Source organism: Verrucomicrobiia bacterium (genome assembly GCA_035765895.1).
In the GTDB taxonomy this organism is placed as follows: Bacteria; Verrucomicrobiota; Verrucomicrobiia; order Limisphaerales; family DSYF01; genus DSYF01.
Genome location: DASTWL010000056.1, coordinates 1 through 14,362, shown reverse-complemented (window position 1 = coordinate 14,362; position 14,362 = coordinate 1). Strand labels below are relative to the sequence as shown.

Genomic DNA, 14,362 nt, shown 5'->3' with positions numbered 1-14,362 from the left:
CGACGGGCAAACCTTACTTCAATGCCGCCGTCACAATTTCCTGCGCCTCGGCAATGATGCGGTCGAGGTGCGCCGTGCCCTTGAAGCTCTCGGCATAGACCTTGTAGATGTTCTCCGTGCCGGACGGACGCGCCGCAAACCAGCCGTTCGCCGTGCAGACCTTCAGCCCGCCGATGTCCGCGTTGTTGCCCGGTGCGCGTGTCAGTTTTGCGGTGATGGCGTCGCCCGCGAGCGTGCCGGCCCGGACCGCGTCCGGCGTCAGTTTCTTGAACGCCTGCTTCTGCTCCGGCGTCGCGGGCGCATCGATGCGCTGGTAGCTCGGCGCACCAAACTGCGCGGTGATCTCGGCGTAATGCTGCCCGGGATCCTTGCCCGTCGTCGCGCAGATTTCCGCGGCCAGCAGGCCGAGAATCAGCCCGTCCTTGTCGGTGCTCCAGACGCGGCCATCGCGCCGCAGGAAGCTCGCGCCCGCGCTCTCTTCGCCGCCGAAACAGACCGAGCCGTCAAACAACCCGGGCGTGAACCATTTGAAGCCCACCGGCACTTCCGTGAGGTTGCGGCCCAGGTCCGCCACGACGCGGTCAATGATGCTGCTGCTCACGAGCGTTTTGCCGACGGCTGAACTCGTCTTCCAGTTTGGCCGGTGCGTGAGCAAATAACGAATGGCCACCGCAAGGTAGTGATTCGGATTCAACAGCCCGGCCGACGGCGTGACGATGCCATGCCGGTCCGCGTCCGGATCGTTGCCAAACGCGACGGTGAATTTGTCCTTCAACCCGACGAGCCCCGCCATGGCGTAGGGGCTCGAACAGTCCATGCGGATTTTGCCGTCGTGATCCACGGTCATGAAGCCGAAGCGCGGGTCCACCTGCGCATTCACCACGGTCAGGTCGAGGCCGTAGCGCTGCCGGATCGGCTCCCAATAAGGCAGGGACGCGCCGCCCAGCGGATCCACGCCGAGCCGCACGCCCGCGGATTTGATCGCCGCCAGGTCGATGACTTCGCCCAGTGTTTCAACATAGGGTGTGATGAAATCGTGCGGGTGCGTGTTGCTTGCCTTGAGCGCGGCCTCGTAGGTGAGGCGTTTCACCGCCTTGTTGCCGCCGCCCAGGATTTCATTGGCGCGATTTTGCACCCAGCCCGTGATGTCGGTGTCGGCCGGACCGCCATTGGGGGGGTTATATTTGAAGCCACCATCCTCGGGCGGATTGTGCGAGGGCGTGATGACGATGCCGTCGGCGAGACCGTCCTTGCGTCCGCGGTTGCAGCTTAGAATCGCATGGGAGATGGACGGCGTGGGCGTGAAGCCGCCGGCGCGTTGAATGAACGTTTCCACGCCGTTGGCGGCGAGCACTTCGAGCGCGGTGCGCTGGGCCGCGGCGGAAATGGCGTGCGAATCCATGCCCATGAACAGCGGCCCGCGAATGCCCTGACCGGCGCGGTATTCGCAGATGGCCTGCGTGGTGGCGAGAATGTGCGCCTCGGTGAACGTGCCGTTCCGCGGCGTGCCGCGATGCCCGCTCGTGCCGAAACTGACGCGCTGGTTCGCGTCGGCCACGTCGGGCTGTTGCGTGTAGTAATCGCGTTCGAGCTTCGCGACATCAATGAGCAGCGAAGCGGGAGCGGGGTTGCCAGCGAGAGGACTCAGCGCCATGCGCGAAGCGAAGCAATTCGCGGCGTGGCTGTAAAGTTGAAGTTGGACGCGCCCGCAGCACGGCGGCGCGGTTCCCCTGAAACCGCCCCCTTGAACCGGCCTTCGGAACGAACCCTCCCGGCATCAGCCGTGGGTGCGGGGCGGCTGGTTGAGGATCAGCCAATACATGCCCAGATCCTTCACCGCGTTGGCGAAGCCCTCGAAGTTCACCGGCTTCACGATGTAGCTGTTCACGCCCAGATGGTAGCTCTCCACGATGTCGCGCTGCTCCTTGGACGAGGTCAGGATGACCACCGGGATGGTCTTGGTGCGGGGATCGGACTTCACTCGCTTGAGCACCTCCAGGCCGTCCACTTTCGGCAGTTTCAGGTCGAGCAGAATCACTTTCGGCCGCTGCTCGATTTTTCGACCGGCGTGGCTGCCCTCACAGAAGATGAACTCCAGCGCCTCGGCGCCGTCCCGCGCCACCTGGATGGAATTGGCGAGGTTGACACGGCGCAACGCGCGCAAGGTCATCTCCAGATCGTCGGGGTTGTCCTCCACCAGCAGGATTTCGATTTCGCTCAGTTCACTCATGAATGGTCCTCTCCCTTGAGGGTCAAATAAAAGGTGGCTCCGCGTCCGATCGCAGCCTCGGCCCACACCCGGCCGCCGTGGCGGTGGACGATCCGCTGCACGATGGCCAGACCCACGCCCGTGCCTTCAAATTCATCATCGCGATGCAGCCGCTGAAACACCCCGAACAGCTTGCCCGCATACTGCATGTCAAAGCCCGTCCCGTTGTCACGGATAAAATAAACGGTTTCGTCGTTTTCCCGGGCGCTGCCGATCTCGACCACCGCGGGGGTTTTGCCGCGCGTGTATTTGACGGCGTTGGACACGAGGTTGACCCAGACCTGCTTCAGCAGGGCGGGATCGCCGTGGCACGCGGGAAGCTCGCCCACGTTCAAGTCGAGGTCCCGGCCTTCGCGCTGGGCGCGCGTCTCATCGAGCGCCGCCTGCACGACCCGGCGCGTGTCCACGAGCTGCCGGTTGAGGGGCTGCCGGCTCAACCGGGAGAACGCCAGCAAGTCATCGATGAGTTCGCCCATGCGTTGCCCGCCGCTGCGGATGCGTTCGAGATAACGCTGCCCCTCGGCCGGCAACTGCCCTCCAAAATCCTCAATTACGATGCCCGCAAAGCCGCTCACGGCCCGCAACGGCGCGCGCAGATCGTGCGAGACCGAGTAACTGAACGCCTCCAGTTCCTTGTTGGCCGTCTCCAGTTCCGCCGTTCGCTCGGCAACCCGTCGTTCGAGATCGGCGTTGAGCCGCTGAATCTGCTCCCGGGCGCGCTTCCGTTCAGTAATGTCCCGCGCAATCTTCGACGCGCCAATGATCCGGCCACGCCCGTCGAGAATCGGCGAAATGGTCAGCGAAACATCCACCCGGCTGCCATCCTTCCGCACCCGGACGGTTTCAAACTGCGCCAACCGCTCGCCGCGCCCGATGCGGGCAAGAATGTCCGTCTCCTCCGTCTGGCGCTCCGGCGGGATCAGCTTCAGGACAGTCTGGCCCAGCATTTCCACGGCGGTGTAGCCAAAGATGTTTTCCGCACCGGAATTCCAGCTCGTGATGATCCCGTCCAACGTCTTGCCGATGATGGCGTCGTCTGAAGAATTCACGATGGCCACGAGCTGCAATTGCGCCATCTCGGCGGCCTTGCGTTCGGTGATGTCGGCGCGGATCGCCACGTATTGCCGCGGTTTGCCCGCCGCGTCGAGGAACGGCACGATGGTCGTGTCCACCCAGTAAAGTGAACCGTCTTTCGCGCGGTTTTTGATTTCCCCCTTCCACACCCGGCCGCGGGCAATGGTCGTCCACAGATCGCGGATGAATGCCTTGGAATGATGGCCCGAGTTGATGAGCCGGTGGTCCTGCCCCAGCAGTTCCGCGCGGGAATATTTGGAGATCGCGCAGAACTTGTCGTTCACGTAGGTGATTTTGCCCTGGGAATCCGTGATGGCTACAATGGCGTGCTCGTCGAGGGCGGCCTTCAGGTCGGAGATTTCCTTGAGCGACGCGCTCAACTGCCCTTCAGAGCGCTGGCGCTCCACGTCGGCGCGATGCAGCAGGGCCGCGTTGCTCCAGAGCAACACTCCGAAGATGAGCACGTTGGCCGAAACAAACAACGTCAGCCCCGCTTCGGTGCCATACCAGCCGGCCTGTTGCCCCTTCAACCGCAGCCAGCCCACCAACACTGGCAGCACCAGCGCCGGCAGCAACTGTCGCCGGACCACTTCCCCCCCGGCCCCCGCGCTGACCAGCAACGCCATCAGCCCATCCTCCGTCCGCGCACAGAGCAGGCCCACGCTCAGCAACACGAAACACACGGCCCCAATCGCCGACATCTGGGCATCGGGCAGCAACGGCGCGCCGCCGTAGAGAAATCGCGCGAGGCCCAGCCAGCCGATGAACCCCGTCAGCAACACCATCGCCTGAAACCAGTCCCCCGCCCGCTGGTAGCGCGCCAGGACCAGGGCCGCGCTCCAGAGCAGAAAGGTCAACGCCGTCACCGGCGCCATGCGCACCGGCAGTTCGCCCGCCGCCAGATGCTCGTGAAAAAGGAGCAGGTCCATTTGCAGCGGCCAGCCCCCCAAAATGGCGCTCAGTTTCGCCAGGCTCGTCAGCCCCACCAGCAGGGCGCAAAGCCCGACCGTTCGCCGCGCCACCAGCGCCGGCCGTTCCCCACGCCGCGCGTAAAGCAACGCCGCCAGACCCGCGGCCGCGAGGAAGAAATTCAGCGCCGAAAGCGGCGAGGTCTTTGGCCAGCCCGGCACCAGCCGTTGCATGACGGGCACGTCGAACCCCCAGGCCGCCAGCACCAGCAGGCTGATGACCAGCACACTCCCGCAGGCAAGGCGGGCGACCTGTTGTGGCCGTGATGCGATTGGCGACTGCGGCAGCGTTGTCATTTTCCTTTCCATGGCAGACCCGGACGATTTCCCGAAGCCCGTCCGCGCGGCGCAATCCGGCAAACCGCACCCCGGTACAATGCCGGCACAACTTGAGGTTGCTTTCGCCGGGCTTCGCGCCCACAGATTCGACGGAAACCCGCCTTTCGGCCAGCCTGTTTGTCGTTCGGACCGTGGCACTTCAGCATGCGTTCTACTACAAACCCCACGCGCGCCCATTTGGCCACAGACTATCAGTGACAATGACCACCCGAACGGCCCCTCAACGACGACCGCCCCGCGCCAAATGCAAACAGAGCCGCTCGCGCCGGGCAGCCTTTGCACCAAAACTTCCAACTCGCTTTTACGGCGGGCTTTTGCCCAAGCTTCCCGCCTGTTTTCGGTAGGAGCGGCGCGCGGCGCCGTCCGGTCGCCGCCGTTTGGCGACCCTGCCTCAGATTGATTTTGCGCACATTAAGACATCATCACAGCTCTGCCAGCAATCTGAACAAAGCGTTGGCGAAGGCCAGGGAGTTGCTGGCGTGATAAGGGTATGAGTTCCCAGACCATCATCATGTTATTGGTCGCGCTCGGTGGGCCGGTTGTCGTGGCTGGAGGCGTCTGGTATTGGTGTCGACGGCCCTTTGGGCCGGGGGCGTTTACGCTTGCGTTTTTCCTCGGCGCACTCGTTGTGCTGCCCGCAATCCGGCTCGGCAATGGGGTCGAGCCAAGTATTGCCGGCCTGATCGAGCATTACTATCTGAACGAACTGATCGGCCAGTTTCTCACAACGGCACTTCCCGAAGAGTTGGGCAAGGGGCTGGTGGCGTTGCTGATGATCTGGATTCTGCGAAAGACGCCTGCACCCCTCACCTGGTTGGCTGCGGGGGCGGTGAGTTATTGCGGCTTCGCTTGTTTGGAGGGGATGCTGGGTGCGCTGGGCAACGAAGGTCTCCTTAAAACACTCCTGGGGCGTTCAATCGGAGCCTGCTTCCATTGCTCGTGGGGCATCATCATGACGTGGTTCGCGTGGAAGGGGTGGCAGCAGGGCCAAAGTCGCTTTTGGACCTGGCCGTTCGCCCTGCTGGTCCCCACCGCGCTCCACACAATCGGGAACGCCTCACTGATGGAAATTCCCCCGGGTGCCAACGAGCACCTGCCAGTGCTGTCAGGAATGGCCGCCGGGTTGATAACCTTGACGCTTGCCGGCAGGAGCTTATATGCGGCTCGAAGAGTCCCAACTCTTGATGGAGCGAGATAGTGGCCAAAGGACTCCACCGGATAACTTCCAACTCGCTTTAAGGACCAGCTTTGGCCTACTCTCCGTGCCTGATTTTACAGGGCCATGACGGCCTGTCGGTGACCGCCGCCACGATGCAACGGTTTAACGTTCCAACGATTTAACGATGACCTCGACCCAGATCCGCCAGTCGTTCCTCGACTTCTTCAAGTCGAAGCAGCACACCATCGTCCCGTCGTCCTCGCTGATGCCGGATTCGCCGAACCTGCTGTTCACCAACGCCGGCATGAACCAGTTCGTGCCCATCTTCCTTGGCCAGACCCAATGCCCTTACACGCCCGGGCGAGCGGCGGACACGCAGAAGTGCATCCGCGCCGGCGGCAAGCACAACGACCTCGACGACGTCGGGCTCGACACCTATCACCACACGTTCTTCGAGATGCTTGGCAACTGGTCCTTCGGCGATTATTTCAAGCAGGAAGCCATCGAATGGGCGTGGGAACTTGTGGTGAACATCTGGAAATTTCCGCCGCAGCGCCTTTACGCCACCGTTTACAATCCGGACAAATCCAAGAACGACCCGAGCGAATTCGACCAGGAAGCGTGGAATTTCTGGGCCGAAAAATTCCGCAGCGTTGGGCTCGATCCCGCCGTGCACATCGTCAATGGCAACAAGAAAGACAACTTCTGGATGATGGGCGAAACCGGTCCGTGCGGCCCGTGCTCCGAATTGCACGTGGACCTCACGCCCGCCGGCGATACCAAAGGCTCGCTTGTCAACAAAGGCACGGCCGAGTGCATTGAAATCTGGAACCTCGTCTTCATCCAATTCAACGCGAATCCCGACGGGACGTTCTCGCCGCTACCCGCCCGGCATGTGGACACCGGCATGGGCTTCGAGCGTGTCACCAGCATCATTCAAGGCACGAAGAATTTCACTGACTTCGCCAATGCCCGGATTTCCAATTACGAAACCGACATCTTCCGCCCGATCTTCGACGCCATCGAAAAACTGAGCGGCAAACGCTACGGCTCCACGCTCCCGAAAGCCGGCAGCACCGGTGACACCGAGCAGGAGAAGATTGACGTCGCGTTCCGCGTCATCGCCGACCACATCCGCACGCTGAGCTTTGCGATTGCCGATGGCATCCAGCCCGGCAACACGGACCGCAACTACGTTCTCCGCCGCATCCTGCGCCGCGCCGTGCGTTATGGCCGCACGCTCGGATTCAAGGAACCGTTCTTCTACAAACTCGTGGACGTCGTGGCCGACAATTTCGGCGACATCTTCCCCGAAATCCGCACGAAGAAAAAACACGTCCAAGACGTCATCCGCCTCGAGGAAGAGGCGTTTAATAAGACGTTGGATAAAGGAATTGAAATCTTCGACGCTTCGGTTCGTGAACTGGAAACGGTTAACAAATTCTTGTTAAATATTCCGCAATCTCTCGACCGAGTATCAAATGGCCTTCGGTCAATTCCTGATACCTTTCCTGTTTCAATAAAGGAACTGGAAGCTGACTGGGCAACGTTTAGCATTCATGTAGAAGGAAAATTGCGCGACATGTTTGTTGATTCTTTGACAGATTCACTTTTGAAGGGCGCAACGAAGCCTGTTGGCATCATTAGAGTCTGGGGAGATCGGTTCAAGGCGCTCTGCAAACCTGCAACTGACCTGTTTTCTGCGTTTCAAGAAATGCAAAATGAACCGGGTGTTTTTGAAGTTTGTCGTAATAAAATCCTAAGTGAACTCGGAAAACTTAAGCCGGCTGTTGCTGCAATAGCTCCAGAATCGAAAGTTTTTCCTGGTGATGTTGCGTTCAAATTATATGACGAACAGGGCTTCCCGATCGATCTCACCGAGTTAATGGCGCGCGAACGCGGCCTGACCGTGGACAAGGAAGGCTTCGAGAAGTTGATGGAAGAACAACGCGCCCGAGCCCGCGCCGCGCAGAAGAAGGAAGTCATTTCGCTCTCGCAAATCGAGACCACCACGCCCACGAAGTTCGTCGGCTACGACCACTTGGCGGTGGAGGCAAAAGTGATTGAGGTCGTCTCCTTGAAAGACAAGACCGCCATCGTCCTCGACACCAGCACGTGCTACGCCGAGATGGGCGGCCAGGTCGGCGACACCGGCGAGTTGACCGGCAGCGGCCAGCTCTGGCGCGTTACCAATACGCAGAAGTCCGGCAACACCTTCCTGCATTTCTTGGAGCAACCCACCCCCAGCCCCTCCGCAGGAGGGGAGCAACGTCAGGGAGCGGCCAGCAATCCGCCGCGCAGTTCCCCTCCTCTGGAGGGGTCAGGGGTGGGTTCCGACGCGCCCACAGTGGACTCCATGGTCACGTTGAGCGTGGATAAACCTCGTCGCGACGCCATCCAACGTCACCACACCGTCACTCATTTGCTCCACTGGGCGTTGCACGAAGTCGTCAGCAAGGACGCGTCGCAGAAAGGCTCGTTTGTCGGCCCGGACAAGTTGACCTTCGATTTCAACAGCGCGCCGCTCACGCCCGCGCAGGTCGCCGACATCGAGAAGCTCGTCAACGAGCGCATCCTCGAAAACGCCGGCGTCTCGTGGAGCGAAGTGCCTTACGCCGACGTGAAGTCGCGCAAGGACGTGATGCAGTTCTTCGGCGACAAATACGGCGACACCGTCCGCGTCGTCCAGATCGGCGGCGCCGCGCACAAGCTGGACGGCTATTCCATGGAACTGTGCGGCGGCACACACACCCGCGCGACCGGCGAGATCGGTTTGTTCCGCATCGTCGGCGAAAGCGCGATTGCCGCCGGCGTCCGGCGCATTGAGGCGGTTGCTGGTCTCGAAGCCTACGCCGTGGCGAACGCGCAGGCGCAACTCATCAAGAGCATTGCGGCCAAGGTCACGTCGCCCGTGCATGAGCTGGAGAAAAAGATCGAAGCTTTGCTCGCACACCAGAAGGAACTAGAGAAGCAGGCCAAGGCCGCGCAACAACGCGAAGCGTCAAACGCCGCAAGTCAGTTGCTTGAACGAGTTCAGAATCTGAATGGAACGCCCGCTATTATTCATAACGTTGGTGGAGTAAGTGGTGATTTCTTGCAGGGAGTTTTAGACTCTCTCAAAGGTAGGTTCGACGGAGTGGTAGTTCTTGGTGGCGCGCTCGAAGGCGCTGTTTCGCTTGTGACTGGTGTGTCGCCGGGATTCACCGCGAAATACCAAGCCGGCAAAATCATCCAAGCCATCGCCCCCATCGTCGGTGGCAAAGGCGGCGGCAAGCCCGACAACGCCCGCGGCGGCGGCAAGGACGCAAGCAAGCTGGACGAAGCGCTGGCGAAGGCGAAGAGTTTATTGTAGGAGTAGCCATGCATTTTCCCAAGTTCTGGAAGCTTGCCAAATCGGGTGAGGTCTCTGCTTGGGGTTGGTCTGACGTTTCGGTGACGGATGCGCTGGCGGTGGGTGCTAAACGTGTTGATCGAGTCATCGCGTGGTTAAAGGGAGAGAGGGATTGCCCGGAGGCCGCCTACGACTACCCGGGACGACCGATGCGGGAGGAAGTGCTGCGCGAATTTCGCGCTGCGAACGGTGAACTCATCGCCGCCGTCACGCGCAATACCCAAGGTTGCGAAGTGTTGAACGTGGCCAATTTGCTCTTCGTGGATATTGACGAACCCCAGAGCCGTGGCGGTTTCTTCAAGAGTTTGTTTGGCAAGAAACCGCCGGGGTTTGAGGGATCCACTCTGGCGAAAGTTGGAAGCTGGGTGGCGGCGCATCCTGACTGGGGAATTCGCGCCTATCGCACGCGGGCCGGCATCCGTCTCGTCGCCACGCACAAGCCATACAATCCTGAAGACCCGGTTTGCGCTGAGGTGTTCGCTGCTTTTGAAGCCGACCCGCTCTACCGAAAATTGTGCGCCAGTCAGAAGTGCTTTCGCGCCCGGCTCACGCCCAAGGCATGGCGCTGTGGCCTGACCAGTCCCGGCGTTCGCTGGCCGTGGCGCGATGCGCAGGCGGAATCAGAGTTCAAGGCGTGGAACGCGAAATACCAGACGGAGTCAAAAAACTTTGCCGTGTGCCGGCAACTTGGCCACTTCGGGCAAAGTGAAATCCATACGATGATTAGCGAGTTGGTGGCATTTCATGACACAGCCGCCCGCGTTGGTGCAAATCTTCCACTGGCGTAGTCAATCTGCGATGGGAACAGAGCCTTCACTTTATTTCCGCCTCGGCGGCCACGACGGCATCCTCAAACTCATCAAGCCGTTCTACATTGACGTTCGCCAGCACGCCGTCATTGGTCCGGTGTTCAACGCGCAGATCACCGACTGGCCGGCGCATCTCGACAAGATTACGGAATTCTGGGCGCTGCAAACGGGCGGGCCGTCGCGCTATCGCGGCGGATTTGCGGGCGCGCACCTTGCGCTCAGCTTGCAGCCGGAGCATTTCCAGCACTGGCTGAGCTTGTGGGAGTTCAACGCCAATCGCCAGCTGCCCGCGCGGGAGGCCGCCGAAATGACGGCCCTGGCGCACGAGTTCGGACGGCGGTTGTTCGCGGTGACGCAGGGACGGCGTGGTTGAGCGCGACTTCGGCTATTTGCTTTTGCCCGCGGCGGGCTGCTGCCGTTCGAGGAGTTGTTCCTTCAGGTATTTGTCCGGTGGCGCTTCCTGCCAGGCGGTGAACCAGAGGTCACCGAGCATTTGCCCGCCGGCAACCAGCCGCCTCGCCAGGAACTCCTTGCCGCGCAAGCCCGCCTCCCCTTCCCCGGACAGGCCGCCGTCCTTCTCCAACTGATAGAGCGGCTCAACTTCGTGCGACGTCGCCACGAGGAACTCAACGACGGATTGGAAGGTTTGATCCGCGTGCACATCGCGACCCGCAAGCTGAACCAGATGCGCCGGCCGCAAACTGGATTTCACCCCGGCCACCGTCGGGATGCCGACCTTTTCGAAGTAACCCCCGTCGATCCATTGATGGAAGGACCGCGCGGTTGTGTAACCGTGCGGATTTGCGCCCACCCAGCCGTTGTGATGAATCGTGGTGTGCAACGGCTGCGCGCCATCACCCACGTAATGGCCCATCACGCCCATGATGTAGATGATGTTGGCCCTGGCGTTGGCGATTTCCGCCGGCGTGCCGCCGAATTCCTCAAAGGTCTTGAGGCAGGAAAACCCGGACTTCAGCTTGCCGAAGTTCTCGGTGATGGACCAGGGCAGCGCCCCGAGCAGTTGCCGGGTGTGGTCGGAATTCTGGGCGGGATTGACGGGCGGAAATTTATCCGGATGCGCGGCGCGTTCCGTGGCCAGCAGCGCGATGAAGTCGTAGCGAAAGACGGGGAGGTCCGCCGGCTTCAAGCCGTAGTCCGCCAGGGGCTCCATGTCGAGGTAGTGATCCGGCCCGTTGCTGTGCTTGAGCGTCAAATCGGGTGTGTTGCGCCAGCGATCCGGTTCGCCGGCCAGAAAGGCAATCCGCTCGGCGGCTTCCGGCGCGAGCACGAACGCGGGGAAATTCGTCGGCAACGTCGCCAGCGCAATCTGGTTCACCACCCGGTGCCCGGCGTAATCCCAGGCAGACGCGCGGCCCGGCGCGAGCAGAAGAACGGCCGCCGCCAAGCCCGCCAGGTTTTGCAGGGCAAAAAATCGGGTCCGGTTGCGGGCGGTCCGGTGGGAACGCAGTGTCTCGTCATTCATGCGGGCGAATCTAAGCTGGCCAAACCAAAACACCAAAAGCAAAATCGTCGCGTGCAATCCCCGCCTTCGCCCGACCCGTCGAAGCCAGCGGACGCCGACGGGCCTTGCCAACAGGCATGACGATCATCACGGACACGAAGTGCACTGATTACGCCACGCCGGGCCACCCTGAACGGCCGGCGCGCATCAGCCGCACGGTGGAATTGTTGCAACACCAGACCGAACTGCCCATCACCTGGAGTTCGCCCGTCGAGGTCCCGGAACACGCGATTCACCGGGCGCATGTGACGCGGCACCTCAACCGCCTGCTGCACCCCGAGGATTTCGACGCCGACACGCCGTTTCACGCGGGCATTGGCGAACGCGCGCGCAACGCGGTGGGCGGCGCATTGGCGGCACTGGCCTGCGCACTGCGCGGCGAGCCGAACTTCAGTTTGATGCGGCCGCCCGGACATCACGCCACTTCCACCCAGGCGATGGGCTTTTGCTATTTGAACAACATGGCCATCGCCGCCCTGGAGGCGCATGCGCAAAGCCGAAAACGCGTGGCCGTGCTGGACTTCGATGTGCATCACGGCAATGGCACGGAAGAAATCCTGATAAACCGTCCCGGCGTCGCCTATTTTTCCGTTCACCAATCCCCCTGCTATCCGGGCACCGGCGCGCAACATGTCGGCCACAATTGCTTCAACTATCCGGTTGCCCCCATGACGCCGCGGGCAGAATACCGCCAGGTGCTCCAGCAGGCCCTCGATGATCTTGCCGCGTTCAAGCCCGATCTGATCGGGGTTTCCGCCGGGTTCGATGCCTATGCGCACGACCCCATCGCGCAAGAGACGCTGACAGTCGAAGATTTCCATTGGCTGGGCACGCAACTCGCCAGTTTGGGGCGACCCCTGTTCAATGTGTTGGAAGGCGGTTACAGCGACGAACTACCGCAACTCATTCTCGCCTACTTGAAGGGGCTCTCGAACATTCCCTGAGCCGTTCCGCCTGGCTTTATCGCTGACCCAGCTTCAGGGCCGGAAGTGCGCCACTCACGTAAAGGCGCGAAAACAAAATGGCCGGAGGGAAATTCCCTCCGGCTTGAGTTGAAGTCCACGGAGCCGTTCAATGACGGCGGTCATCCCGATCTCCGTGGCCGCGACGATCGCCATCGTAACGACCCCAGCCACCGCGGCCATGATTCCGCCCGCGATCATCCCAGTCCCGATGGTAATACCCCCACGCATGTCCGGCGGGCACATAAACCACCGGCGGCGGGCAGACCGGCCGTGGCGGGTAACAGACCACCGGCGGCGGGCAAGGCGGCGGCGCGATGATAACCGGTGCCGGCGCGTAAACCGGCCCTCCGATGGTGACGCCCACCGCCCATCCCGCGTGCGCGGAGGAGGCGAATACAGTTCCAATGGCAATGGCCGAGAGAGTTAACCAGGTATTTGTTTTCATACGCCAGATCAGACGGCACGCCGCCTCGCCCTCTTCGGAATTCGGCCATCGATTAAATCAAACTTCATTGGCCCGGAGTCGATGGCTGCCGGCGGAGCCCGACCTCCCTCCGCCGCGGGCCTGCAAATCCTGCGACCCCAGAGGGCTGGCGCGCGGCCCAGTTCTGCCGCTGCGCTTCCCTGAAGCGGCAGCCTCCAACTGGAGGAGCATACATTGATCGTCTGGCATGCGTTGCGGGTGTGGCAAAGCCTCTCTGCCCAACACATTAACATGGCAGGCGACGTCCCAATCTGGCCGGCCGCATCGCAAATTGTCGCGGCTGGCAAAACCAGATTGACGCTCACGTGAGCGGTGATTAAAGTGCGCGTCCGCTTTGGGTTCCAGAGTAGCTCAATGGTAGAGCACGCGGCTGTTAACCGTGTGGTTGTAGGTTCGAGTCCTACCTCTGGAGCCAATTCCAAGTTGTTGAAGTTCAACAACAGCTCCCACGACGTTGGGTCGAAAAACCGCCATTTGCCAGAACAACTGCCAGAAGAATTGCGAGTTCTCAGCTATTCGCAACAACTTCGGCACAATTCGGCAATAGGCGGTGACAACACCCTAACGGTGTCTCTCGCCCCGTTGGCGAGAAGCCGAAACCGGCCAATTGTCAGACTTGGCCGCGCTTGCGACCAACAGGCTTCATCGCCAGACCGATTTCGTCGCACAGATTGTCAAACCACTCGGGATCGGAAGAAATGGAAACCTTGGCCTTATTGATCAACCACGCTTGCGGGTCACGTCGGGACTTCGGCGGGGCAGCACTCTGCATGGCAGAGATCTTCCGCCAATGAACCAGTAGATTGATGTATAACTGAATTCGCCCCCCAGACAGAGTGCCTGTGACGATAACCTCTTGTGTCTTTTGAATTGCCTGGGGGCACCTGACGCCGAAGATCGGAACGGTTCTGCGACCGGCAAGAAAGAGCCATGAAAGCGCAAGTAATGTGTAGGTAGGTGGTGTGCCTAGAGTGGTAGTTTGGGATGGAATCCAAGCTACTACGATGAAGCATTTCCTTTTACTTGCCGTGATTACGGCTGTCTTGGCGCTGCCCGCACTGGCTCAACCGCAATCTACCTTCAACACCTCGCTCACCCTCGCGCCAGCCGACGCTCAATCCTCCGGCAGCGGAGCAGGCGGTGACGAACAGGCGAAAGCGGCCGAACTCGCCAGGAAACTTCAGAATCCTGTCGCCGCTCTCATCAGCGTGCCCATCCAGAATAACTGGGACTTCGGCATCGTGGGCCTCACCCGGTTTGATGGACACCTTGGAGGGGCGGTGCGCATAGGTGTTTTAGTTTAGTTGCAGTTCAAAGTCCACCGGGCTCTGGTAACCGAGGGCGCTGTGGCGCCGTTCCCGGTTGTAATACCGTTCCGCGAA

At 61.1% G+C, this 14,362-nt stretch carries 11 protein-coding genes and 1 tRNA gene; 7 read left to right on the top strand and 5 right to left on the bottom strand.

Annotated features, from left to right (window positions below; genetic code table 11):
- Window positions 1–13 precede the first annotated feature (13 nt).
- The 3 genes from pgm to VFV96_11620 all read right to left on the bottom strand — a co-directional run bounded on the left by pgm (window position 14) and on the right by VFV96_11620 (window position 4,620).
- A complete protein-coding gene (gene pgm, locus VFV96_11630) occupies window positions 14–1,654 on the bottom strand; it encodes a phosphoglucomutase (alpha-D-glucose-1,6-bisphosphate-dependent) (protein HEU5071044.1) in 1,641 nt (546 codons plus the stop codon).
- Window positions 1,655–1,777: 123 nt separating this feature from the next.
- Entirely contained in the window at window positions 1,778–2,230 is a 453-nt protein-coding gene (locus VFV96_11625) for a response regulator (GenBank protein ID HEU5071043.1), read from the bottom strand.
- A complete protein-coding gene (locus VFV96_11620) occupies window positions 2,227–4,620 on the bottom strand; it encodes a PAS domain S-box protein (GenBank protein ID HEU5071042.1) in 2,394 nt (797 codons plus the stop codon). The genes VFV96_11625 and VFV96_11620 overlap by 4 nt, the downstream gene beginning before the upstream one ends.
- A 520-nt stretch (window positions 4,621–5,140) precedes the next feature.
- On the opposite strand from VFV96_11620, the gene VFV96_11615 reads away from it, so the two are divergent.
- The 4 genes from VFV96_11615 to VFV96_11600 all read left to right on the top strand — a co-directional run bounded on the left by VFV96_11615 (window position 5,141) and on the right by VFV96_11600 (window position 10,382).
- Window positions 5,141–5,848: a PrsW family glutamic-type intramembrane protease gene (locus VFV96_11615; GenBank protein HEU5071041.1), complete on the top strand. Its 708-nt coding sequence runs from the start codon at window positions 5,141–5,143 to the stop codon at window positions 5,846–5,848.
- A gap of 145 nt (window positions 5,849–5,993) precedes the next feature.
- On the top strand, window positions 5,994–9,161 hold the full coding sequence (gene alaS / locus VFV96_11610) for an alanine--tRNA ligase (GenBank protein HEU5071040.1): 3,168 nt from the start codon (window positions 5,994–5,996) through the stop codon (window positions 9,159–9,161).
- An 8-nt stretch (window positions 9,162–9,169) separates the two neighbouring features.
- Entirely contained in the window at window positions 9,170–9,988 is an 819-nt protein-coding gene (locus VFV96_11605; GenBank protein ID HEU5071039.1) for a hypothetical protein, read from the top strand.
- A 10-nt stretch (window positions 9,989–9,998) separates the two neighbouring features.
- A complete protein-coding gene (locus tag VFV96_11600; protein ID HEU5071038.1) occupies window positions 9,999–10,382 on the top strand; it encodes a group III truncated hemoglobin in 384 nt (127 codons plus the stop codon).
- Window positions 10,383–10,394: 12 nt separating this feature from the next.
- Here the strand turns inward: VFV96_11600 and VFV96_11595 are convergent, their stop codons facing one another.
- Complete coding sequence (locus VFV96_11595; GenBank protein HEU5071037.1) at window positions 10,395–11,492, bottom strand: hypothetical protein; 1,098 nt, start codon at window positions 11,490–11,492, stop codon at window positions 10,395–10,397.
- Window positions 11,493–11,608: 116 nt separating this feature from the next.
- Between VFV96_11595 and VFV96_11590 the strand changes: the two genes are divergently transcribed.
- Both VFV96_11590 and VFV96_11585 read left to right on the top strand, forming a co-directional pair.
- A complete protein-coding gene (locus tag VFV96_11590; GenBank protein HEU5071036.1) occupies window positions 11,609–12,475 on the top strand; it encodes a histone deacetylase in 867 nt (288 codons plus the stop codon).
- 845 nt (window positions 12,476–13,320) lie between these two features.
- Window positions 13,321–13,395: transfer RNA gene (locus VFV96_11585), tRNA-Asn, on the top strand.
- A gap of 195 nt (window positions 13,396–13,590) precedes the next feature.
- Here the strand turns inward: VFV96_11585 and VFV96_11580 are convergent.
- Window positions 13,591–13,752, bottom strand: a complete 162-nt coding sequence (locus VFV96_11580) for a hypothetical protein (protein HEU5071035.1) — start codon at window positions 13,750–13,752, stop codon at window positions 13,591–13,593.
- A gap of 232 nt (window positions 13,753–13,984) precedes the next feature.
- Between VFV96_11580 and VFV96_11575 the strand changes: the two genes are divergently transcribed.
- Window positions 13,985–14,284, top strand: coding sequence for a hypothetical protein (locus VFV96_11575; GenBank protein ID HEU5071034.1), 300 nt, complete (start codon window positions 13,985–13,987; stop codon window positions 14,282–14,284).
- Window positions 14,285–14,362: the final 78 nt, after the last annotated feature.